The organism is Listeria monocytogenes, from assembly GCF_041765605.1.
Taxonomy (GTDB): Bacteria; Bacillota; Bacilli; order Lactobacillales; family Listeriaceae; genus Listeria; species Listeria monocytogenes_D.
This window is the reverse complement of the sequence record NZ_CP168900.1, coordinates 774,445-794,937: the sequence shown is the minus strand read 5'-3', so window position 1 is coordinate 794,937 and position 20,493 is coordinate 774,445. Positions and strand designations below refer to the sequence as shown.

Genomic DNA, 20,493 nt, shown 5'->3' with positions numbered 1-20,493 from the left:
TGCTGTATGTTTCATTATAGCAAATTAAGGGGCAACTCGCTTTATTCAGCAATTTGGTATTCTGCTAGTTTTTGTAAATCAGCCGGGCTTACTTCCGCCACAATCTGCGTACCATTCTCCAAGTATTCGGTTTCTAAAACATCGGCATGCTCATTTAAATAAGCGACAACTTGCCCCGCTTCAAACGGAATTAAGAAGGTTGCTTTTTCATAGCTGGCAAACAATTCTTTGCGAATCACTTCGGTTAAAAAGACTAAACTTTCTTCTTCCCTCGCTGAAAAGACAATCGTATTTTCCGTCTGTTTTGGATATATTTCGTCTTCTAAAAGATCCGCTTTATTGTATGCATAAATGACTGGAACATCTTCCACTCCAACTGCTTTCAACGTTTCTTCCGTCGTCTTCATCATTGTTTTGTAATGCGGATCCGAATAATCTACCACATGAATGAGCAAATCGGCATCGCGCGCTTCTTCTAAAGTGGAACGGAATGCTTTCACTAATTGATGTGGCAGTTTACTAACAAAGCCAACCGTATCTGTGAGTAAAAATTGCTTGTTATCCGGTAAAACAATCTCGCGCACACTCGTTTCAAGCGTGGCAAACAGCATGTCTTTCTCAAAAACTTGCTTGTCTGCAGTTTCGCTATATGCACGTACTAAGCCATTCATTGTCGTTGATTTTCCAGCATTCGTATAACCAACGAGCGATACTACAGGAATCTCATTTTTCTTCCGTTTGCGACGACGTACTTCACGATCATCTACGAGCATGTCTAACTCTTTTTGTAAATGGCGGATTTGATGTTTGATGGTACGGCGGTCGGTTTCGATTTTCTTTTCACCTGAACCACGGTTGCTAAGCCCGCCCTTTCCGCTTTGTTGGTCCATATCTTCCCCTTGTCCAAAAATCCGCGGAAGTTCATATTGTAATTTGGCGATTTGGACTTGAAGTTGGGCTTCTTTTGTTTTTGCTCGGTTCGCAAAAATAGCTAAAATCAAGCCTGTTCTGTCCATTACATCCAGTTCCAACGCTTCTTCTAGGTTCCTAATTTGCGACGGCGAAAGCTCATCGTTAAAAATAATCAAGCGAGCATCCTGCATTTCTGCGAGCCCTTTGATTTCATCCACTTTTCCTTTCCCAACATACGTGGCGCGATTTTCACGATCGATATTTTGCCGTATTTCACCTACTACTTCCATATTATTTGCAGCCGCTAAATTGGCTAATTCTTCCATTGAATAATCAAAATCTTTTTGTTTTTGACTTATACCAACGATTAATACTTTTCTCTCCATAAAAAAGGACCTCCTGAAATAGATTCAGCGCGGTCAGGGTTTTTGAGTAGAAGAAAACACAAAAATAGCATCCAAAGATACTAGCTTGCTTTCAAATGAAGCGCATTCCACCTTCATTCTACCCATATTTATTTTGGGTGCCATACATGCACGCAAGACCAATCCCGTTACCCATACTAAATAAGCATGGATATTCCCGCACTATTAAATTAGTTGCATAGATTTTTTGGGAAACGTAGTCTAATATAACGCATGATGGGCAACCCTCCGTTCATTTAAGTTGCCCCTAGTTTAACATGGTCGCTTTTGTTTCGCAACTATTTCTCGTTAATTTGGCCTTTCAATCCGGAAAATATCGCCAAGTTTTGTATAGTCATTTCCAGCGAGTCTGGCAACTGGTTCAAGCTTTTCTGGCAAAATATAGTGATGCTCAGAATCAAACACTTCGTCTGCGAAATCATATGTCAAAATACGTGCCAGAATTAAATCAGAAACAATTTCATCAGCATCATTTTTAATCGGAATAATTTGTTCTAGTTTAGCTGTAAGCACGATATTGGCCTCGGAAATCTTCGGTGTTTTCATTCCAGGAACTTGCTCTAAATACAAGCTTGTCTTATCGATTTCGCTCACATCTGGTGCCAGTCGAGCGGCGGTTTTATTCATTTCTCCCACAAAAGACTCACTAACAATATGAATATTTAATTCTTTCGTAAAAGCCGCATTCCTCGCTGTATCTTTTTGCTCGCCATTCGCGCGTTGAACAGCTATCGAAACTATCGCTGGCTCGCTTGAAACAACATTAAAAAAACTGAACGGGGCGGCGTTAACCGTCACCCCGTCTTCAGCAAGCGTTGTTACAAAAGCAATTGGTCGCGGAATAATACTTCCAGTTAAAAATTTGTAGTTTTCTTTTTGAGATAAATCAGCACTTTTAAAAATAGTCATCTACTTCCCTCATTTCTGGTTATTTTGATACCATTTTTTTGCTTCTTCAAGTTCTTCCATAGTAAGAGAATGCCCAGCTGCTGTCCAAACTGTCTCGACTTTCGCGCCCCGTTTTTCGAGTATTTCCACCAATTCTTCGGAGGCTTTCGCAGTAATAAGGGGATCATTTAAGCCCGCGGACAGAAATACGTTGCGGTGGCTAATAGAAAATTCGGGTTGTTTATTTCCAGCTGGCATCGCATGAAACAAAATCGCTTTATGGAAACTATCTTCTGCTTGTAGTAGCGCGTTGGCTGCGATGTTTGCGCCATTTGAATACCCTACTGCAATCATTCGTTCAAAATCCAATTGATATTTTTCAGCCAGTTCGCGTGTTGTAGTGATTAATTCTGCGGTTTTACTTTCCAAGTCTTCTAAATCTAAGCTACCATCATGAAATCTTTTAAAAAACCGATTTGCTCCGCCTTCTTTAATATCACCGCGCAACGATAAAACAGCCGCGTCACCTGCGATAAATTCCGCCACTTCGACAAGCGACTTTTCATCGCCGCCTGTCCCGTGAAGTAGTAATAGTGGGGCTAAATCCTTATTTTTCCCTGGAATATAAATGTGTTCCATCGTTTATCAGCTCCGTTTCGTATTAATCGGACGTACCATTTTTTCAATTTCTGCTCGTTTTGGTTCTAAAAATGGTGGCAAGGCTAATTTTTCACCGAGTGTTTCGTATGGTTCATCACTTGCAAAGCCCGGACCATCTGTTGCAAATTCAAACAAAATTCGTTCTGAAACTGGTACATACAATGATTCAAAGTAGAAGCGGTTTACATAGCCAGAATTAGGTGCTTCAATTGTATTCATGCGATCAATCCATTTTTGTAATTCTTCGTGGTCTTCTACTCGGAAAGCTACATGGTGCACGCCGCCGTAGCCTTGCATTGCAGCTGGGATATCGGTACGCTCTTCGACAATCACTTGCGCCCCGTTACCACCTTCGCCAACCTCATATAAATGAAGACCGTCTTCTTCTGTCACTTTTCTAAAGCCAAAAATCGTTTGCAAAATCGCTTCCATGTTTTTGAGCGAAACTACCGTTAAAAATACTGGTCCTAAACCGTAAATTGCATATTTTTCTGGAACTGGTCCGTTTTTCCATGGAGTTCCAGCTGCAACCCCTTCGTTATTTTCATCAGAAATCAGTTGTAATTGTTGGTCGTCAAAATCTTGGAATGTCAGATATTTTTTGCCAAATAGAGTTTTGATATCGCTATGAGGAACTTCTAATTGTTCAAAACGGTCAAGCCAGTATTCAAGCGCCGCATCACTAGGTACTCGGAAAGCTACGCGAGAAATACTATCTGTCCCGTGACGTCCTTTTGGTAAATTAGGGAAGTCAAAAAATGTCATATCCGTTCCTGCTGAACCTTTGTCATCGGCGAAAAACAAATGATACGTATGAATATCGTCTTGGTTAACGGTTTTTTTCACTAAACGCATTCCTAAAACTTCTGTAAAAAACGCATAATTTTTCTCCGCACTACTTGTCATTGCTGTTACGTGGTGAATTCCTTTTAAATCTTTAATCATGATAAATCTCCTCCAAAATAAGTTTCTATTTCTGTTCTTTTTTCTTCTAAAAAGCTTGGTAAAGCTAGTCTATCGCCCATTGTTTCTAGTGGTTCGTCTATTGTAAAACCGGGGCCAGCACTTGCAAATTCAATCCTAAGACCACCTGGTTCGCGGATATATAAACTTTTAAAATACTCGCGGTCAACGAATTCTTCAATTTCCAAATCGTTTCGAACGGCTATATCGTGAAGTTCATCAACTGCTTCTTTGGTTTCAACGGTATAGGCAATGTGATCAATTGTTCCGCGGCCTGTTCGGGATTTTTTGTCTGAACTTGTGGCGTGAAGTTTCGCAAAACTCATCTCACTCATATCTACTAATACCCCATTCTGACTTTCTAAGCCAAATAAATCCGTGAAAAACTGGCTGGTCGCGGCCGGATCTGGCACGTGATAGTCAGCGCCGATAATCCGAACAATTTGTTTTTCGGCTGGGATATCGGTGTGGATGGTTGGGTTAGAAATGGTTTCTGGTATTTCCGTTAGGATGATGCCCATTGTATCGGGATCTTGTAAGGTTAAAGTCTGGCCTTGTTTTATGAAAGAAATGGCAAAATCGTTTAGCCTTTTTTCCCAGTAAGAGTTTGTGTCTTTTGGTATTCCTAGGGTGATATTGCCGAAAAAGGCGCGTTCGTTGTAGCTTGAGCCGATGCGAGGTACTTCGAAAAATGTTAACAAGGTACCCGGGCTTCCTGTATAGTCCCCGTAAAATAGGTGGCGCATGTGAATATTGTCTTGATTTACTGTATTTTTTACGAGCCGTAGCCCTAATATGTCTGAATAAAAATGATGGTTCTCGCTAAATGATTTCGTTAGCGCGGATACGTGATGAATGCCTTTAATCATTTGTTTGTACCTCCTTCTTGATTACTAACTATAGTTTATAACTAAACTATTAAAAAGAAAAGTTTTATGCTCACAAAAAGTAAGTAACTTTTAAAGACCGCAAAAAAGAGCGCCACTAAGCGCTCTTTAATACACATCTCTTTTGGTGAAAATAAAATAGGATAAAACGAATGCGACTAGCATCCACGCGGTTAACACGAGCATCGAGAAATTCAATGTCATGCCTTCGACGGGTGGGCTGGAGCCGTTTAAGTAATTCGTTAGTTGTAAATTAACCATAAATAAATATTTCGCGCTTGGCCAAGAGCTGACAAGGTTGGTTAGAATCGTTCCGGTAATAAGGGAAGCAAGCATAATCCCCATTACAGCGGCTGTAGAGCGGACGAGCACCGATACAAACATCGTTAACACGCCGACCACCATACTGACAAACCACGCAAGTCCAAATTCCATGAGTAGTAATTGCCAAACTGGAAGCTGGTACACATCTGTTGTTGTCACAGCACCATCTTTCATGCCAAATCCGGTGAGAACTGGCGCGTCCCAGCCACCGTAGCCAAAGACAATCCCAGAAATCAGATAGGCAATAACGGCAGACAACACCATAATCGCGGAAATCGAAAGCAACATTGAAACATATTTACTCGTCAAAATCCGCCATCGCTTCACAGGTCTTGTCAGCAAGAACTTCATCGTTCCCGCACTTGTTTCAGCACTGATTAAATCGGCTGCTATAACCATGATAAAAAGTGGAAACAATAAACTAATACCATTTTCAACAAACGTTTTTAGGAAAGTTGGTGCTCCAGGTGCATTTGGGTTGATGTCATGATCTAAATAATATTGTAGTTGCCCGACAAGCACTTTAAAATATTTTTGATATTCTTCGGGAAGCCGCCCTGTGCCAAGTCGATTTTCAAGGTCGACGATTTGTTGCTGAGTCTGTACATGCCAATCGCTTGTCCCAGCTTGCTTTTCATCTTCTTGATGATGTCTGAATTGCGCATACGTGAAAATCGCTACAATAATTGCCACCAACGCTAAAATAACGATGAGTCGCTTTTTGCGCCAAAGTTTTAATTGCTCATTATACACTAAATTAATCAATAGACTGACCTCCCGTTAACTCAAGGAATAGATCTTCAAGGGATGGTTTTCGCTTGTCGATTTCATGGACTTTGATGCCTTTTGCAACGAGTTGTTCGTTCCACTCTGCACTTTCCTCATTCATAGCTGTCACTAGGTACTCCCCGTCCACTTCCACTTCGGTCACACTTTCCAAAAAGGCTTTGGCTTGTTCTATTGGAGTCACCCGCCAGCGTAATTGCGCACGAGAACTGAGCAGGTGCGCAACTTGGTCGGTTTTAATAATCGTCCCGTCCGTCATAATCGCCACCCGATCACATAAAAGTTCAATTTCACTTAATAAATGGGAAGAAACAAGTACACTAATACCTTCATTTCTAGCCAGAGCACGGATAAAGTCGCGCATTTCATGAATTCCAGATGGATCGAGACCGTTTGTTGGTTCATCAAGAATTAATAATTTCGGATTCGAAAGTAATGCTTGAGCAATCCCTAAACGTTGGCGCATACCAAGTGAATACGTAGAAACTCGGTCGTTTATCCGCTTTTCTAGCCCAACTAGCTCGGTTACTTCTTGAATACGTTCTTTTTTAATCGAAGAATCCATTCGGGCAAAATACGCCAAATTTTCTTGTCCTGTTAAAAAGCTATAAAATTCCGGGTTTTCAACGATCGAACCAAGACCTCGCATTGCTTCGGTGAAATTTTTGCGAATATCTTTGCCACCAATTAAAATCGTTCCAGACGTTGGTTTGATTAAGCCGACAATCATTCGAATCGTCGTCGTTTTCCCAGCTCCATTCGGTCCAAGAAACCCAAAAACTTCCCCGGGCATTACTTCAAAAGAAATACCTTTGATAATTTCTCGTTTACGAATTTTTTTATGCAGATTAGTTACTTGAAGTGCTCGCTCCGTCATCGCCTTCTCCTCCTCCCGTCTCTATAACCTCCGTCACCCGATTACCGATAAACTGATATCCGGCATGATTTGGATGGAATTTATCAGTCGCTAAATATGCATCCCCATTTTGCTGAAATAAATCAAAAGTCGGAACATAAATGATATTTTTCTCGTTTTGAGATAGATTTTGACTTTGCATGTTCCACTCATTCGCAACTGCCGACATTTCGCTCGCATTTTCTAACGACATAAACGGATTATACAGCCCAATATGAAAAACTGGCGCGGATGGATTTAAATTCCGTATCGTTTGGTAAATTTGTTTTAGATTGCTCGTATAACTTGCTTCGGCTTGTTTAATCGCATCGCTTTTAAAATCATCTAGCGCTTCCCCGCCGCGAAACAAATCATTTCCGCCAATCGTCATTAAAATAACATCTGCTGATTTTATTTGGTTTTGCACTTCTTTTTGATCTAATTGTTTGAGAAGCTGGTCTGATTTCGCCCCGCTAATAGCAAGATTGACATTCTCGACATTTTTCTCTTTTTGTTTGTAGAAATTCTCCACCACTCGGACATACCCGCCGCCTTCTGTATCGCCAACGCCATATGTAAGCGAATCACCGAGCGCCGTTATTTTAAACATATCTTGTTTTTTCGTTACTGTAGTCTCTTTTTTGGCGGTGGTTTTCGCATTATTCGTTTGATGATTTTTCTGCCCATACCAAATTGATACCACCCCAACCATGCTCAAAATTAACGCAACAACGGAAAAAACTAATAGAATTTGAACCGTCTTACTCTTTTTCACTGACAACCACCTACCGTTTCATGAGGTTTATATTTCACTAAGTATAGCATATTTTAAAATGAGACTCCTTCATTTAAAAAGGATAGCTAGTAAAAACTAGCTATCCTTTTTAAATTATTGGAGCAACCACTCATCAGCTTCTTTGAAAAATTGAGTCACTTGCTCCGGGCGATCAATGCCGGGAAGATTATTATCAATCTCATAACCGTTTAATGTTAATGAAAGTGCTAGGCAAGCATAGCTTTTTCTAAAATTAGCTAACAACTCAGCAGGAACATCAGCATTTTTACTTGGAACCACTGGCATCAATGAGTCTTTCTCATAAACTCCTTCAAATGCATTAATGTACCATTTGCCATCGATTCGTTCTACTCGTGTCACTAATTTGGCGTCAGAATTAAGTTCCATTTCTACTCCATTTATGATGGTGCGTGTTTGGATAGTGGCTTGCATTATCGCCACAGCTCGGTCGTTCTTAATCCAAACTTGGATATTGTATATTTTATGTGGTGCAGGGTTGGTCATTTTCTTTGATGCCTCAATAAAGCCATGCCCAGTTCCTTGAAACCAGGAAATTTTTACGTTTGAATCTTTTGTAAAACAGGTTTCCATTGCGTCCCAAAGTGCATTATCGCGGCAAAATCGTTCAAATTGAACTAGCTCAAGGATGTCTGCCTTTGCTTGTATTTTTTCTGCGGTAAAAGGTTCGTTTCTAGTTAATAACATGTAATCTCCTCCGTATTCATTCTTTTAATACGAATAGCTTACCATTACCGCATACGAAAAGATGTAACGCTGGTTACTAGTTACTCAATAAAAGTATCAAATATAATCGCATCTAAAATAATAACGCTACTTCCTTCGATACGAATAATATTTTCTTTTTGCATTCTGCCAAGTTCTCTCGAAAGTGAAGGTCTTGTAATATCAAGATAGTCGGCAATTTCTTCTCTTGTTTCTGTTAATTCGATACTGCCATCATCGTCTTGGATGCCAAATAAATAATTGCTTATTTTTGCACGAACAGAGTCTTCTGAAACCATTCGTACCTTTTCACCTATATATTCAAATTTTCTAGTAACACTTTTTAATAAATTGACTAATAGTTGGTTTTGTAAAGCTAAATCTAAGGTTTGAAGAGTTCCTTGGTCAATGCCGCTAATTTCTAGTACTGTTGTCGGTTCAAGCACGATCGCGTAGTCCCAAAATGGATTACGATGCGAGAAATAATAAATCTCCCCAGCCAGTTCTCCAGGTTCTGTGACATTTTTACCTAGAATCCGCTTACCGCTACTTGTATTTTTAGCAATGGCCGCATTTCCTTTAACTAAAATATATACTTTCGTTACTTCGTCTGTATAAAATAAAATCTCATTATTTTTATAGTGCTTTTCTTTAACCGTAATTTTATTCATCAGTTCACTTAATTGAGCTTCTGTTAATCCTTCGCATAATTGGCTATTTTGTAGTTCAGTTCGAATGTTCATTTTGCTTCTCCTCTAAAATGAAAGTTACTTTTAACGATAAGCATAGACCACTTTCTTTTAAATAGCAATTACGACTGCATCAAAAAAATTCTGCTAAATTTAACCTTTAGCAGAATTTTTTATTTTTATCCCCAGATTGACAAAAGTACTTTAGCAAATCCGGCTGGTTTTTGAATATAACCTAAATGACCGCCTGGAATATCCACGATAGTTAATCCGAGTTGTTTGGCTATAAAGGCATTAACATCTTGTGGGAATGAGCCTTTTGAATCGGTACCATTAAGTAACGTAATCTGATGAACATATGGTTTGAAATCGTCTAAAGATATATTAGAGCTAGTATATTGGCGGATTTCATAAGCGAACCAGTATTTCATTTGTTGCGTGGTTGAATCTTTTGTCACTTCGTCTATTGTTACGGCTGGTTTCGACATGCTTTCTGCGTCAATGGTGGCAATATGAAGTGTTTCGCCAAAAAGTTGCATTGCTTCTGCCATATTTTTAGTTAGGGCAGTTTGTACAATCTTTTCATTCGCTTCTTGCCACATCTCCGAATCTGGTAAGAATGTATTGATTGGTGGCTCATGAAAGGCTATTTTTTTTACAACTTCTGGGTGATTTTTCAAGACATGCATAGCAACAATTGAACCAGAGCTTGACCCTAAAATATAAACAGGCACGTCGCTTAACGCTTTTGCGAGTGCAGCAATATCAGCAGCATCTCTAGTCACTCGGTAATCATCATATGCATGACTAGCGCGCTCCGGTATAGCTGCTGTTAACTCACTGTCCCCATACCCACGACGATCTACCATTACAACAGAAAAAGATGTTTTCAATTGCTCTGCCAGTGGTAAAAAGATATCTCCAGTTCCATTTGCTCCCGGTATAAAAATAAGAATAGGACCTTGTCCGACTTTCTGATACGATAATTTTGCTCCTTCAATGTTTAAAACGCTCATTATGACCATCTCCTCTAATTTATCTAAAATCTAACTTTAGTATAGATAGCTTTTGTGATTTCGTCTGTAACCGTGGTTACGAAAGGAGAAAGCTGTTATGGATTTATTTTCCAAAAAACACCCACCAAATGGTAGGTGCTCATAAGGAAGTGTTCATATAGTTCGGTAGAGGCGCACATTAGCGCCGTATTACTATAAGTGACAATAACAAAAATGTATTGACTAACTAATTGTATTCTCTCATTAAACTCGCAAACCATGCGAGATGCGGCAAAATTATAACAAGGAAAAATAATTCCAATACAATCGTCTTCAAAGCGAGCCGCATTTTCTTTTAAAACTTGTGAAATTGAATAAAGTTCGGCATTGTCAAACCACTTGGCAATATCCAAACAATTTCCAGTTGCAGTAAAATAATTCCATCTTATTCAGGACTTCTATTATTTTTAATCTTCAGCATTTTCTACTTCAATTTTTTTCATAATATTTTTTTCTTGCCATTTCGATAATTGGTATAAGCAATAAGCTAAGGCACCAAATATAACACCACTCCCAATTGCAGTAAACAAGCTAATAAAGAAAAACATCATCATTTGATAACTCAATTCGGTTCCCGACATATTATCTGCGTAAAGGAAAAAGACATTGCGGATACCAACGCTTATACCGAAAATCGCTGATATCAAGAAAACCAATCTGATTGTTTGTTTCAGCGAAATTGTTGGCATAAATGGAACATTGTTTTTCAGCACTGAGTAAAAATAATAGCCACCACCAACGATGAGCAATAATAATTCAACCCAAAGCTCACTGATGCTCGCTTCTAATACCACTGCTTTGATAAGTATAACGATTGCTACTATTATAATCATCATATTAAAAGCTCGTGCGCCGTATTGATTTTGCTTCATTTCAAGCATTTCATCCTTCATTTTCGGCTTTTTAAATAAATTCTTAAACATTGTCATCTTCCTCCCAAAATAAATCATCAAGCGTTTTTCCTAACGCCTTGCAAATAGCAATACATAAATTCAGCGTGGGATTATAATTTCCCGCTTCCACTGAACTAATCGTTTGCCTAGACACATGAATAAGTTTTGCGAGCTCTTCCTGTGAAATATCCTTTTCCACTCGAGCAACTTTCATCTTAATATTTTTCATTGTACCTCACCTTTTCTTTTTCTGAAAAATAGTACAATACTAACTGGAATAGTGAGACATACTACCAAAATTATAAAACTTGCGATAAAGCTTACAATATTTTGTTCTAAGGGATTCGTCACTATGTTCTCATAATAAGCGTTTGTATTTGTAATTGTTATAGTAAGTGCCATCAAAACAGGTAATAGTAACAACCACTCTAACCGTTCACGTTTTTCCAAATACCCATATAGATAATAGACTGTAATTGCATATAACCCAATAAAACTAGCGTTCATTTCCATAAAACATGCTCCTTTTCTTTTGTTTGTAAATTTATCATAGCACCCACTTTACATTATGTCAAATATACTTGACATGAAAAATGTTTTATTTTACATATATTAGGTTTTATGACAAAGAAAAAATATTTACTAACTGAAAACTTATTCCCATCTCACTAGGACTATTACTACTTTCCAGGCCACTAAAGTAGCATAGGTACAATGTTTCGTTGTTCCAATCAAACGGAATAACTTCAGTAACTAGTTGATTATCAATCTTTAAGTTGTTCACATCATCAGTTAATGAAATACCCCAAACTGGATTTCTACCTAATGTTTCAATAATACTGTTCCTAGCAACCACAAGTGGTAAAATAGATTTAATTCTATCAACTTCATTATCTTGCTGTAACAATAAATCCTTATTTGCTTGCAAGTTTATTATTATGTTACTTAATGATTGATACATATTTTTACCATCTTTATTTTCAAAGAGGAAGTTACTTGTTACTAAGGTCTCAATGTTAATAATATGAAATACTGTTGTATTTCCATCATAATCATCATTTGCTATTATTTCACCAATGAAAAAATGAAACTAGATTTTGGAATTAGTACCACTACAATTGTTGAAGAGGTTAAAAAAAATCGCGAAGGCTATTCAACATTACTAAATAAATTGGCAGAAAAAGAATTAAAAGGAATTACTACCCTTAGAAATTTCAGATTGCTCGTTTCCAGCATATTCCTGATAATAGTTATTTTACTGATAGCAATTACTTACTTAGCAAAGAAAAGACAACGGATAACGGAAGATTTTATCGCGAATTAGAAAAATAATTCAAAAAATAAAAGCGCAATACGAGGAATTTTTATTCCATCATATTACGCTTTTACATTATCTGTTTGTTAGCTGTCACTATCAATAAGTTCATTTACTTCCTTATGAGCCACTGCCTAAGGATGGGTGTTTCTGTTAGTCTTATTCCGCCACGATTGCTTTTGTCAAATCGTCCACGAAATCTTGTTTGTTTTCTGCTTTCGATGCTTCGGAAATTGCATCAATATCTTTCGGTTTATCATCCCAACGGCCAGAATCTGCTGTTACCGCAATATGGATACTTTTATCTTTATTATCATTCATAAAAGTCGATACGTTTTCTGGGATATCATCGGACTGCACTGTAGTGAATAGAACTACTTTGTCATAATCATCTGCTTTTACTTTGTCTAATTTTGTTGTATCGATAATGGAAACATGCACGTTTTTGCCTTCCATGTCTTTTTTCACTTGGTCCATTACACTGTCTTTGAATTTACTACCTTGAGTTGCAAGTAATACATGATCTCCTGTAGCTGATTTATTTATTTCAGCATTTTCAGTAACATCCATTGATTTAATAAAACGGTAGGATAGCATCACTCCTGCAAATATGACTACGGCGATTCCTACGACGATTAAGCTGATTTTTAGTGGTTTTTTCATGTTAAATTCCTCTTTTCTGTTAGTTGGGTCATTCTGATCTTAAAGCTTCTGCTGCATCTAATTTTGCTGCTTTATTACTTGGATAAATCGAGAAAATAAAGCCAATTGTTATTGTTATTGCGAGTGTAACAAGGAAATTCCAGAACGAAATATGAATCATATCTTCAAAGCCAATTTTCGTTTCTAAAATAGGACTAGCTATTTTTGCAATTGTCACAGCGACAAGACTTGATAGCACATTAGCTAAAATAATAATATAACTTGCTTCCATCATGAAAAGTCCGCGAATATGGCGTTTACGATAACCAATTGCTCGGAATACACCGATTTCTCTTGTTCGTTCCACCACACCGATATAAAGCACAATAGCAATCATCACGCCAGCTACTGCAAGTGAAAGACCTGCAATAAAGGCAATCAAGTACACAATAATATCGGTAAACTGGCTAAATGTATCTACGAAAGCATTCGCGTTTGTAATCGAATAATTCGCCCAATCTTTGTTATCCTCATATTTCTCAACGATTTCTTCTGCTTCTGCTGTCGTTTTTGTGAATGCATCTACAGATAAAATCGGTTTTTCAATACCGGTCGTTTTAATAAAATCGTTCATTGTTTTTGTGGAAACATCAAATCCTCTAGCAAAACCTTCCTTAGATGGATTTGTAATACCAGAAATGGTTGTTTCTATTTTGACCGTATTTTTTGTATCGCTGTTTCTTCCGGCATAAACTAAGGTTATTGTTTTACCAATCAGTTTATCACCGTCACTTTTTGTTAATTCATCAGAATCCTTTTTTCCAAGAATAGCTCTTGCTACACTTGACGGGATGACTGCTCCGGTTTCATTATTTGTCACCATTTTCCCGCTTAGAAGGTACTCATCTTTCACAGTCAAATCTTCATAGCGTGATGCTTTAAAATTAGCTTCTTGCATCTCGGCAGAAATATCTTTCAAATATTGACCATCATATTCAAATTTAATTCCTTGGATAGTAGTTCGTTCATAAATTTCAGTAATATTTTCAGCTTCATACAATTGCTTAATTTTCTTAATTTCACTACTCGTTAGCGGAGTAGTTGGTTCAGGTGATCTCGAGCCACCATCTTCTTTATAATAAGTTGTAATCTGGTTAGGTGAAAAAGTTGTTCCAAAAATCTTTGAAAGACTTTGATTCACTCCATTTCCAAGTCCAAATGCTAACAAAATAGCGATAATACCAATCGAGGTTCCAAGTGCTACAAGCAAATTCCTAAACTTTCTATTGAAAAAACTTTTAAAAGAAATTTTAGCAGTCGCCCACCAGTTTAGACGTAACTTTTTTTCATTTTTGTGGGTAACTTTTTGTGTAACTTCTTTTTTTCGTTCAAATGAAATTACTTCTCCATCTGCTAGCCGCAATACCGCATCAGTTTGGTCTGCAATGTTTAAATCATGGGTGACGATAATGACGGTTGTACCTTTTGCGGCCAAATCTTTAAGCAGTTGAATAATTTCAGCTGAAGTAACGCTATCCAGTGCTCCGGTTGGTTCATCCGCAATAATCATATCTGGATTGTTGGCAAGTGATCTCGCAATTGCTACTCGTTGCTTTTGTCCGCCAGAAAGTTGTGTTGGTTTTTTACTAGCAAATTCGTCTAATCCGACTTGTCTCAGCAAATCGAGTGCTCTCGCATTTCGGTCACTTTCCGATAATTCAGCATTCAAATATAAAGGAATTTTGACATTTTCAATAACAGACATGTGGTTAACTAGGTGAAAGCTTTGAAAAATAAAACCAATATGATTAAGATGATAGGCGTCTAAGTCTATATCTTGTAAATCATCGCCATTGTATAAAACTTGTCCGGAATAGTCGGTATCTAGCCCACTTATAATATTCAGTAACGTAGACTTCCCACTACCACTTTTTCCTATAATTGCTGCAAATTCCCCGTCTTGAATGGTTACATTGATATTTTTCAAAACTGGTGTTTCGCTTTTCTTTCCTAACTTATAAGATTTTTTAAGGTGTTTAACTTCTAACATTTATTCTCCTACTTTCAAATAGTATCCATTTTTTTAGACTTCATGTAGATATAGCTGCCTGCAATAACTGAACATAATCCTACATTCCAAATAATAGAAAGAAGCGAAATCTCAAAATGACCATTTGGCAAAATAGAGATAATTCCCGCACTGTTATAAATATGCAAGTAATATTCAGCTAGTAAATTGACAATTAGGATAGCAAAAAGAAGTAAAACGACCGCCGCTTTTTGAAGAGAACTCGCCTTTACATGATCTTTTAACCAACCTACTGGAATGACAAAGTAACAAACAAACATAGCGATAAACAAAAACATCATCAGCGTTCCAGATACAAATGATAACGCATCGCCTGCTTCAATCCGCCCTGTTTCAAAACCGTAATACCAAATAAAGGCACTTTGAAGTAAAATAACGCAAATTGCTGATAAATAAGCAGCAAATAGTTTTCCGAAAAATTTCTTTGTTTCTGAAAATCCAGAAAGAGAAGCAAGTGTTACATTTTCTTTCGATGTGTCTAGTTTCGTGATTTTCCAAGTCGTGATAAGAACGAGAATCAAGCTCATCACCGTCGTCCCTCGAATTGCTCTAAAAAGCAAATCCGCTCCCTCCAGCAGATTTATCGTGAATCCTAGAAAGTTCAGCCCGAAGATAAGTGCAAGTCCAATCAAAAGAATAGGACTAATTTGTTTTAAATAAAAAGTAATCATTTTTGTCATTTGTTCATTTCCTCCTTATAGAAATCGATTAATGAGTTGCCTGTTGCCTCGCGATAAGTTTCTGTTTCTATTGTTTTTAATGTATTATCTTTAATTAACCAAAGTTTGTTGTATAGTTTTTCGGTTCCTTCTAAATGGTGCGAAGAAATAATCGTGATAGCGTCTGGCTCTGTTTCGCTAATAATAGCTTTCATTACTTCTGAACGAGCCACAATATCGATACTCGCAAAAGGTTCATCATAAAGATACAATTTGGCTTTTCTTGCTAAAACACTACCAATTTTCACTTTCATTAACATGCCTGTTGATAGTTCGCCAAGTTTTAGGCGTTTGTTAATTCGCCATCCAGCAAGTAATTGGTCCCACTTATCTAACTCCATATTTTCAAAAAGAAGCGCATGTTGTTTCATAAATTCTTCTATAGTAGTACTTTTTTTAGCGTAAAGTTCATTATTTAAATAAGCGATTTGCTGACGGATTTCATTTTTTATGAAAACTTCATTATCTAGTTGTAATGTGCCACTATCCGTTTTCTTCAAATTTGCTAACATATCTAGCAAAGTCGTTTTCCCGCTACCATTTTCACCAGAGAGCACGATCATGTCGCCTGGTTTTGCTTCGAAGTCCACATTTTGTAAGACTAATTTATTTGGATAGGATTTAGCGATATTATTCCCCACTAACATTTACTTTTACCTCCTCTACTTTTTTCACCCAAGCGATGATTTTTTCTTTATTAATTCCTAATTTACTCATTTCACTAATAAAATTTTCGGTAAGTTGTTTTGCGATGTCATTTTCCAATTGCTCCATTCTCCTCTTATCTTCTGTCAAATATTTACCAGTACCGCGAACGGTGAAAATAATCCCCGCTTCTTCCAGTTCTGCATAAGCTCGCTGGATGGTTGTCGGATTTACTTCTAACTTTGTTGCTAGCTCTCTTACAGATAGTAGCTTGTCACCAGCTTTGTAAATTCCTGTAACAATTTCTGTATGAATATAATGAACGATTTGTTTATAAATGGGTTTACTATCATCAAACTTCATCATTTCCTCCTTCCGCCTGTCTGTCCGTATCACCGTACCATCTGGGTCACACTGGCTATGAATGTACTATATCAAAGGATTCTGACACGATTTATATATTCAATATAGAAAAAAAGCTTTTTTGCTTCGTTAAAAAATATTTTCTATTCAGGAATATATACTAAGCGCTACTTTAGAGAACGTCACAAACTGTTCAAAAATCTTTTTCTACATAAATAGCGTATAATAAAGGGTAAACAAATCCGCAAAGGAGTGGCGCTAATGTCAGAAAAACTTGATACCGTACTTGGCTATTTAAAAGAATTTCCGGATTACTATAAACATGTAAAAAAGCAAACCTATACAATGAATGAAAAAATAATTTTTGAGGAAGAAAAGGCAAAACATATCTTTTTCGTATTAGAGGGTTATGCTGCAGTCGAATTAGAGGATAATTTGAGAAAAACGAACTATATTTCGATATTTGTTCTTCCATATAATATTTTAGGAATTGATGCATTCTCCTCTTATCCAAAGAAAAAACATAGTATTACTGTTATGAGTAAAAGTCTGGTGCTTTATAAAATAGATACTGACTTTTTACTCAACATATTATCGATCAAACCTGATGTGAATGATTTTCTTTTGACGAGTATTGCGGATGTTTTCGCTCGCCACTATGCACTTCTTGGAATGATTGCCAAAACGCCGAAAGAACGGATTTACATGGCTTTGGAAAATCTTGCCGTCGAGATGGGCTCAGAAGATGAGGAAAAAAATGAAATCGTGTTACCAAACTTTATCAACCAGTCAGTCCTTGCCAGATATTGCCGCACAACGCAGCCAAACATATCCAATTTGCTAACCGAACTTGTAGAAGAAGAATTTTTGGTCAACAAAAAAAGCCCTTATCGAATTGATAAGGACTCTTTGGATATATGAGATTTATATTAATTTAATAACTTAAATCATTTCCATTAGTTTCAATTACATTTTTATACCAATAGAAACTTTTCTTCTTCAAAGCATCAAAGATAGTACGATTTTATACGTTCTTCCGCGTTAAAAAAATTCCAACGACTCCTCCTATAAGGATAATCGGTGCTAATCTGACAAACAACCATTCAAATGTATGAAAAGCTACTCCGATAACGCTAGTTTCAGGGTCACTATAATCCCACCCTAGGTAAGGACTATTTAGTATTATAAAGACCGCTGAAATTGTTGCTATAATGGCACACAACGAGACAAATAGCCAATAAAGCAATTTTCGTCTGGCTGTCTTTCTTTGTGCAAGCTGTAAGTTTATAATCTCCAGTTTTTCGGAGATTGCTTTTACGTCATCAACCTTTGAAACCATAACAGTTTCTCCAAGCAAAGTGCTTACTGGTGTTTCAAGCACTTCCGATATGGAGATTAACATATCGGAATCAGGAACTGACAATCCTTGCTCCCATTTAGAGATTGTTTGTCGCACCACATTCAGTTTGATGGCAATTTCTTCTTGCGAAAGTCCTTTTGATTTTCTGATTGCTTTAATATTTTCGTTTAACATTAGAGATAACCGCCTTTCTTTCAGTTGTTATCACTATTGTATGAGAACCCGTCCATTGCTACAAGCAACGCATATTAACATTCAAATTTACACCCATGATATGCTGTTTGGCACATCACTCTTCTAAAATAGACAGCCTAGTTCTTATATATTTCAGCTATGCTTTTGTTTTTTACGCCTGAAGAATAAACTGAATGCGACACATACTGCTATTAAACCAAATACACTATACAGCACACTATCCCAGAGATTATCCCCAGTAGTTGGCAGTTTTAAATTTCCCGCTACTGTAGGTTGTTCCTTTTGTGCTGCGGTTACTTTTAATGCTTCCGGCTTATCGGTGGAAGCTTGATGTTCACCTGGTGCCGCTTGAATGTTTGGTTGGTCTGGATGAGTTGGTTGGATAGGCGCCACTGGTTTTGTAGGTGTCACTGGTGGTGCTGGAAGGTCTTTTGCTTTTACGGTTACGTTAATAGTCACAGATTCTCCAGCAAAACTATAAGTAACTGGGTAAACGCCAGCTTTCGTCGTATCCACAGTCCCTTCTACTTCTAAATCATCAAAGGAAACTGCAGCTCCAACAGAATTTACTGCGCTATCAAAATTATCCTCTGCACTCCATTTATCCCCTACATAAATCGTAGAATCATGCGCTTTAATTGTGGCTAGAACGGCTTGATACACATAGGTAACTGTTTGTGGATTTGTTTCGAAAACGCCGCTTGCATTGGCTGGTAGTTTACTATTATCTAAGGTAAATCCAGCAATTTCTTTCGCTTTTGCTTGATAAGAGTCATCTAGTTTTCCGGTTAAAGTGTCAGAAGTAGTTATTTCGTTGCCGTTTTCATCTACGTATTTTACTGTGACAGGTGCGCCTTCCATTTTTTTATAGACATACGTGACTGTTTGCGCTTCAGAGCTGAGCGTTCCAATTCCATTTGTCGGCATTTGTTCCGTATCTAATTCATATTTATCAATAGAGAGTTCAAATTCTGGCGTTGTTACATCATAATCATCCCCCACATTGCCACTTACCGTTTGTGGTTCATGGATTTCTGCTCCTGCTTTGTCCACATAATTCACCGTCAAATCATGAGCAGCGACAGGTAAAATATCGATTAAGAAAGTAGTTTGATTTTGAGGATTATTGGGTGCATTATCAAGCATCACATTAATCACATGTATGCCTGATTTAAAATTCGTTAACGGAATGCTAATATCCGACGTCAGAGCTCCGTCATAAAGCACCTTGCCATCATTCGTATCGGTAATCGTCACATCATGCCCATCAAACAATTCCGAGTTAAACATATATACTGCTTGTAAATTAATAAATGTAGGACTGTTTTTTAAAAACGGTGTAAGATTCATATCATTAGTTAGATTAGAAATAAAAGAATTATTTGCTTTAATATGCCCGCTATACTCAGGCGTTGAACTTGGATAGACAAACGTATAGGCTGAGTAAACACTTGGCTCTGATTGTTTACTGTTAATTGTCACTTGATTTCCCGAAACATTCACTTCATTTTCACCAGTTCTATTTTCATAGAGACTTAAAGGGATTTGCCCAACTAAACGATTACTTTGTAAGGCGATTTCAGAAATATTTCCAAGTCCATCAGGAATTTTTCCAGTGAATTGATTGTAGTCTAATCGAAGTTCTGATAAATTCGTTAATTCTCCTAATTCAGCAGGAATCTCTCCAGATAGCTTATTAGAATATAAAAGCAATTTCTCAAGAGATACTAAATTTTTAATCTCTGGTGGTACTTCACCAGTAAGCGATTTATTACTCAATGAAATGATCTTAATTTTAGCCAAATCGTCAAATGTTAAATCCACACCGACCTTTTTAGGTGCTAATTGTCTGTTTACTTCATTAATCAACCACGTCTGCCCTCCTAAATCTTCCGAAGTAACAATATCGGTTGCATTATTTTTCAAATTAACTTGTTGGTTTGTATCCATTGTTGATTTCAATTTTGTTGTTTCGATTTTGGATGCCAACCCAGAAAGTGGGTTAACCCACACAAAATTTAATGACAAAACAACAGCGGATAGGCATAGAAATGCTTTTTTCATTCGTGTATAACCTCCAGTAATATTTATTACGCCTAAAATTATACGCTAAACAGCCACTCAAAAATGCCTTCCTAAGTAGCGAAATTTCCTATTTGTGAACATTTTTCGAACGTTTTATATCATAAAAACAGCTTCCACCTCCATTTCCAAGCAATTATTTTTGACACATTTCAACAAAAAACATCGAAAATAATTTATTGGAAAT

25 protein-coding genes and 1 pseudogene are annotated in these 20,493 nt (G+C 37.2%); 2 read left to right on the top strand and 24 right to left on the bottom strand.

Annotated features, from left to right (window positions below; all coding sequences use genetic code 11):
* Positions 1 to 41 precede the first annotated feature (41 nt).
* The 16 genes from hflX to AB2Q86_RS03925 all read right to left on the bottom strand — a co-directional run bounded on the left by hflX (position 42) and on the right by AB2Q86_RS03925 (position 11,857).
* The gene (gene hflX, locus AB2Q86_RS04000; protein ID WP_012581740.1) at positions 42 to 1,298 is read right to left on the bottom strand and encodes a GTPase HflX; all 1,257 of its coding nucleotides are present in this window, start codon (positions 1,296 to 1,298) and stop codon (positions 42 to 44) included.
* Positions 1,299 to 1,625: 327 nt separating this feature from the next.
* Positions 1,626 to 2,246: a flavin reductase family protein gene (locus tag AB2Q86_RS03995; protein WP_012581741.1), complete on the bottom strand. Its 621-nt coding sequence runs from the start codon at positions 2,244 to 2,246 to the stop codon at positions 1,626 to 1,628.
* A gap of 9 nt (positions 2,247 to 2,255) precedes the next feature.
* Positions 2,256 to 2,864: an alpha/beta hydrolase gene (locus AB2Q86_RS03990; protein WP_003724479.1), complete on the bottom strand. Its 609-nt coding sequence runs from the start codon at positions 2,862 to 2,864 to the stop codon at positions 2,256 to 2,258.
* Between the two features lie 6 nt (positions 2,865 to 2,870).
* Positions 2,871 to 3,830: a ring-cleaving dioxygenase gene (locus tag AB2Q86_RS03985; protein ID WP_003730042.1), complete on the bottom strand. Its 960-nt coding sequence runs from the start codon at positions 3,828 to 3,830 to the stop codon at positions 2,871 to 2,873.
* Complete coding sequence (locus tag AB2Q86_RS03980; RefSeq protein ID WP_012581742.1) at positions 3,827 to 4,717, bottom strand: VOC family protein; 891 nt, start codon at positions 4,715 to 4,717, stop codon at positions 3,827 to 3,829. The genes AB2Q86_RS03985 and AB2Q86_RS03980 overlap by 4 nt, the downstream gene beginning before the upstream one ends.
* Positions 4,718 to 4,843: 126 nt before the next feature.
* On the bottom strand, positions 4,844 to 5,824 hold the full coding sequence (locus tag AB2Q86_RS03975) for an ABC transporter permease (protein ID WP_012581743.1): 981 nt from the start codon (positions 5,822 to 5,824) through the stop codon (positions 4,844 to 4,846).
* Positions 5,817 to 6,722, bottom strand: a complete 906-nt coding sequence (locus AB2Q86_RS03970) for an ABC transporter ATP-binding protein (RefSeq protein WP_009925081.1) — start codon at positions 6,720 to 6,722, stop codon at positions 5,817 to 5,819. The genes AB2Q86_RS03975 and AB2Q86_RS03970 overlap by 8 nt, the downstream gene beginning before the upstream one ends.
* Positions 6,694 to 7,515 carry an SGNH/GDSL hydrolase family protein gene (locus AB2Q86_RS03965; RefSeq protein ID WP_012581744.1) on the bottom strand — a complete coding sequence of 274 codons (822 nt, stop codon included), beginning with the start codon at positions 7,513 to 7,515 and terminating at the stop codon, positions 6,694 to 6,696. Before AB2Q86_RS03965 ends, AB2Q86_RS03970 begins: the two co-directional genes overlap by 29 nt.
* A 114-nt stretch (positions 7,516 to 7,629) precedes the next feature.
* Positions 7,630 to 8,241 (bottom strand): nuclear transport factor 2 family protein, encoded by a 612-nt coding sequence (locus tag AB2Q86_RS03960; RefSeq protein WP_012581745.1) that lies wholly within the window; start codon positions 8,239 to 8,241, stop codon positions 7,630 to 7,632.
* Between the two features lie 80 nt (positions 8,242 to 8,321).
* The gene (locus tag AB2Q86_RS03955) at positions 8,322 to 9,002 is read right to left on the bottom strand and encodes a Crp/Fnr family transcriptional regulator (RefSeq protein ID WP_009925098.1); all 681 of its coding nucleotides are present in this window, start codon (positions 9,000 to 9,002) and stop codon (positions 8,322 to 8,324) included.
* Between the two features lie 125 nt (positions 9,003 to 9,127).
* Positions 9,128 to 9,964 (bottom strand): alpha/beta fold hydrolase, encoded by an 837-nt coding sequence (locus AB2Q86_RS03950; RefSeq protein WP_012581746.1) that lies wholly within the window; start codon positions 9,962 to 9,964, stop codon positions 9,128 to 9,130.
* A gap of 95 nt (positions 9,965 to 10,059) precedes the next feature.
* Positions 10,060 to 10,356 (bottom strand): hypothetical protein, encoded by a 297-nt coding sequence (locus tag AB2Q86_RS03945; RefSeq protein WP_012581747.1) that lies wholly within the window; start codon positions 10,354 to 10,356, stop codon positions 10,060 to 10,062.
* Between the two features lie 54 nt (positions 10,357 to 10,410).
* Positions 10,411 to 10,926 carry a DUF6773 family protein gene (locus AB2Q86_RS03940; protein WP_003721867.1) on the bottom strand — a complete coding sequence of 172 codons (516 nt, stop codon included), beginning with the start codon at positions 10,924 to 10,926 and terminating at the stop codon, positions 10,411 to 10,413.
* Positions 10,919 to 11,125, bottom strand: coding sequence for a helix-turn-helix transcriptional regulator (locus tag AB2Q86_RS03935; RefSeq protein ID WP_003721866.1), 207 nt, complete (start codon positions 11,123 to 11,125; stop codon positions 10,919 to 10,921). Before AB2Q86_RS03935 ends, AB2Q86_RS03940 begins: the two co-directional genes overlap by 8 nt.
* Positions 11,122 to 11,409, bottom strand: coding sequence for a hypothetical protein (locus AB2Q86_RS03930; protein WP_012581748.1), 288 nt, complete (start codon positions 11,407 to 11,409; stop codon positions 11,122 to 11,124). The genes AB2Q86_RS03935 and AB2Q86_RS03930 overlap by 4 nt, the downstream gene beginning before the upstream one ends.
* A gap of 106 nt (positions 11,410 to 11,515) precedes the next feature.
* On the bottom strand, positions 11,516 to 11,857 hold the full coding sequence (locus tag AB2Q86_RS03925) for a hypothetical protein (protein ID WP_003732909.1): 342 nt from the start codon (positions 11,855 to 11,857) through the stop codon (positions 11,516 to 11,518).
* Positions 11,858 to 11,920: 63 nt separating this feature from the next.
* On the opposite strand from AB2Q86_RS03925, the gene AB2Q86_RS03920 reads away from it, so the two are divergent.
* On the top strand, positions 11,921 to 12,220 hold the full coding sequence (locus AB2Q86_RS03920; protein ID WP_014589022.1) for a hypothetical protein: 300 nt from the start codon (positions 11,921 to 11,923) through the stop codon (positions 12,218 to 12,220).
* 150 nt (positions 12,221 to 12,370) lie between these two features.
* On the opposite strand, the gene AB2Q86_RS03915 is transcribed toward AB2Q86_RS03920, so the two are convergent.
* Genes AB2Q86_RS03915 through AB2Q86_RS03895 form a run of 5 tightly spaced genes read right to left on the bottom strand, consistent with a single transcriptional unit; the run spans position 12,371 to position 16,669 of the window.
* Positions 12,371 to 12,874 (bottom strand): hypothetical protein, encoded by a 504-nt coding sequence (locus AB2Q86_RS03915; protein WP_003732907.1) that lies wholly within the window; start codon positions 12,872 to 12,874, stop codon positions 12,371 to 12,373.
* Between the two features lie 28 nt (positions 12,875 to 12,902).
* Positions 12,903 to 14,903, bottom strand: a complete 2,001-nt coding sequence (locus AB2Q86_RS03910) for an ATP-binding cassette domain-containing protein (protein WP_012581751.1) — start codon at positions 14,901 to 14,903, stop codon at positions 12,903 to 12,905.
* Positions 14,904 to 14,917: 14 nt separating this feature from the next.
* Complete coding sequence (locus AB2Q86_RS03905; protein WP_012581752.1) at positions 14,918 to 15,622, bottom strand: hypothetical protein; 705 nt, start codon at positions 15,620 to 15,622, stop codon at positions 14,918 to 14,920.
* Positions 15,619 to 16,308, bottom strand: a complete 690-nt coding sequence (locus AB2Q86_RS03900) for an ABC transporter ATP-binding protein (RefSeq protein WP_012581753.1) — start codon at positions 16,306 to 16,308, stop codon at positions 15,619 to 15,621. The genes AB2Q86_RS03905 and AB2Q86_RS03900 overlap by 4 nt, the downstream gene beginning before the upstream one ends.
* Positions 16,292 to 16,669 (bottom strand): GntR family transcriptional regulator, encoded by a 378-nt coding sequence (locus AB2Q86_RS03895; RefSeq protein ID WP_012581754.1) that lies wholly within the window; start codon positions 16,667 to 16,669, stop codon positions 16,292 to 16,294. The genes AB2Q86_RS03900 and AB2Q86_RS03895 overlap by 17 nt, the downstream gene beginning before the upstream one ends.
* 261 nt (positions 16,670 to 16,930) lie before the next feature.
* Here AB2Q86_RS03895 and AB2Q86_RS03890 point away from each other — a divergent pair, with 261 nt between their 5' ends.
* A complete protein-coding gene (locus AB2Q86_RS03890) occupies positions 16,931 to 17,590 on the top strand; it encodes a Crp/Fnr family transcriptional regulator (RefSeq protein ID WP_012581755.1) in 660 nt (219 codons plus the stop codon).
* 13 nt (positions 17,591 to 17,603) lie between these two features.
* Here the strand turns inward: AB2Q86_RS03890 and AB2Q86_RS03885 are convergent.
* The 3 genes and pseudogenes from AB2Q86_RS03885 to AB2Q86_RS03875 form a co-directional block, all read right to left on the bottom strand.
* Positions 17,604 to 17,681 (bottom strand): annotated as a pseudogene (locus AB2Q86_RS03885) (hypothetical protein); the annotation flags it as partial.
* A 12-nt stretch (positions 17,682 to 17,693) separates the two neighbouring features.
* Positions 17,694 to 18,203 (bottom strand): helix-turn-helix domain-containing protein, encoded by a 510-nt coding sequence (locus AB2Q86_RS03880; protein ID WP_012581756.1) that lies wholly within the window; start codon positions 18,201 to 18,203, stop codon positions 17,694 to 17,696.
* Positions 18,204 to 18,356: 153 nt separating this feature from the next.
* The gene (locus AB2Q86_RS03875; protein ID WP_012581757.1) at positions 18,357 to 20,288 is read right to left on the bottom strand and encodes a MucBP domain-containing protein; all 1,932 of its coding nucleotides are present in this window, start codon (positions 20,286 to 20,288) and stop codon (positions 18,357 to 18,359) included.
* Positions 20,289 to 20,493: the final 205 nt, after the last annotated feature.

Bases quoted from the DNA above. Each gene is read 5' to 3' on its own strand.
- hflX (WP_012581740.1), bottom strand. From the start codon at position 1,298: ATGGAGAGAAAAGTATTAATCGTTGGTATAAGTCAAAAACAAAAAGAT.
- AB2Q86_RS03995 (WP_012581741.1), bottom strand. From the start codon at position 2,246: ATGACTATTTTTAAAAGTGCTGATTTATCTCAAAAAGAAAACTACAAA.
- AB2Q86_RS03990 (WP_003724479.1), bottom strand. From the start codon at position 2,864: ATGGAACACATTTATATTCCAGGGAAAAATAAGGATTTAGCCCCACTA.
- AB2Q86_RS03985 (WP_003730042.1), bottom strand. From the start codon at position 3,830: ATGATTAAAGATTTAAAAGGAATTCACCACGTAACAGCAATGACAAGT.
- AB2Q86_RS03980 (WP_012581742.1), bottom strand. From the start codon at position 4,717: ATGATTAAAGGCATTCATCACGTATCCGCGCTAACGAAATCATTTAGC.
- AB2Q86_RS03970 (WP_009925081.1), bottom strand. From the start codon at position 6,722: ATGACGGAGCGAGCACTTCAAGTAACTAATCTGCATAAAAAAATTCGT.
- AB2Q86_RS03960 (WP_012581745.1), bottom strand. From the start codon at position 8,241: ATGTTATTAACTAGAAACGAACCTTTTACCGCAGAAAAAATACAAGCA.
- AB2Q86_RS03955 (WP_009925098.1), bottom strand. From the start codon at position 9,002: ATGAACATTCGAACTGAACTACAAAATAGCCAATTATGCGAAGGATTA.
- AB2Q86_RS03950 (WP_012581746.1), bottom strand. From the start codon at position 9,964: ATGAGCGTTTTAAACATTGAAGGAGCAAAATTATCGTATCAGAAAGTC.
- AB2Q86_RS03940 (WP_003721867.1), bottom strand. From the start codon at position 10,926: ATGTTTAAGAATTTATTTAAAAAGCCGAAAATGAAGGATGAAATGCTT.
- AB2Q86_RS03935 (WP_003721866.1), bottom strand. From the start codon at position 11,125: ATGAAAAATATTAAGATGAAAGTTGCTCGAGTGGAAAAGGATATTTCA.
- AB2Q86_RS03930 (WP_012581748.1), bottom strand. From the start codon at position 11,409: ATGGAAATGAACGCTAGTTTTATTGGGTTATATGCAATTACAGTCTAT.
- AB2Q86_RS03925 (WP_003732909.1), bottom strand. From the start codon at position 11,857: ATGTATCAATCATTAAGTAACATAATAATAAACTTGCAAGCAAATAAG.
- AB2Q86_RS03920 (WP_014589022.1), top strand. From the start codon at position 11,921: ATGAAATACTGTTGTATTTCCATCATAATCATCATTTGCTATTATTTC.
- AB2Q86_RS03915 (WP_003732907.1), bottom strand. From the start codon at position 12,874: ATGAAAAAACCACTAAAAATCAGCTTAATCGTCGTAGGAATCGCCGTA.
- AB2Q86_RS03910 (WP_012581751.1), bottom strand. From the start codon at position 14,903: ATGTTAGAAGTTAAACACCTTAAAAAATCTTATAAGTTAGGAAAGAAA.
- AB2Q86_RS03905 (WP_012581752.1), bottom strand. From the start codon at position 15,622: ATGACAAAAATGATTACTTTTTATTTAAAACAAATTAGTCCTATTCTT.
- AB2Q86_RS03900 (WP_012581753.1), bottom strand. From the start codon at position 16,308: ATGTTAGTGGGGAATAATATCGCTAAATCCTATCCAAATAAATTAGTC.
- AB2Q86_RS03895 (WP_012581754.1), bottom strand. From the start codon at position 16,669: ATGAAGTTTGATGATAGTAAACCCATTTATAAACAAATCGTTCATTAT.
- AB2Q86_RS03890 (WP_012581755.1), top strand. From the start codon at position 16,931: ATGTCAGAAAAACTTGATACCGTACTTGGCTATTTAAAAGAATTTCCG.
- AB2Q86_RS03880 (WP_012581756.1), bottom strand. From the start codon at position 18,203: ATGTTAAACGAAAATATTAAAGCAATCAGAAAATCAAAAGGACTTTCG.
- AB2Q86_RS03875 (WP_012581757.1), bottom strand. From the start codon at position 20,288: ATGAAAAAAGCATTTCTATGCCTATCCGCTGTTGTTTTGTCATTAAAT.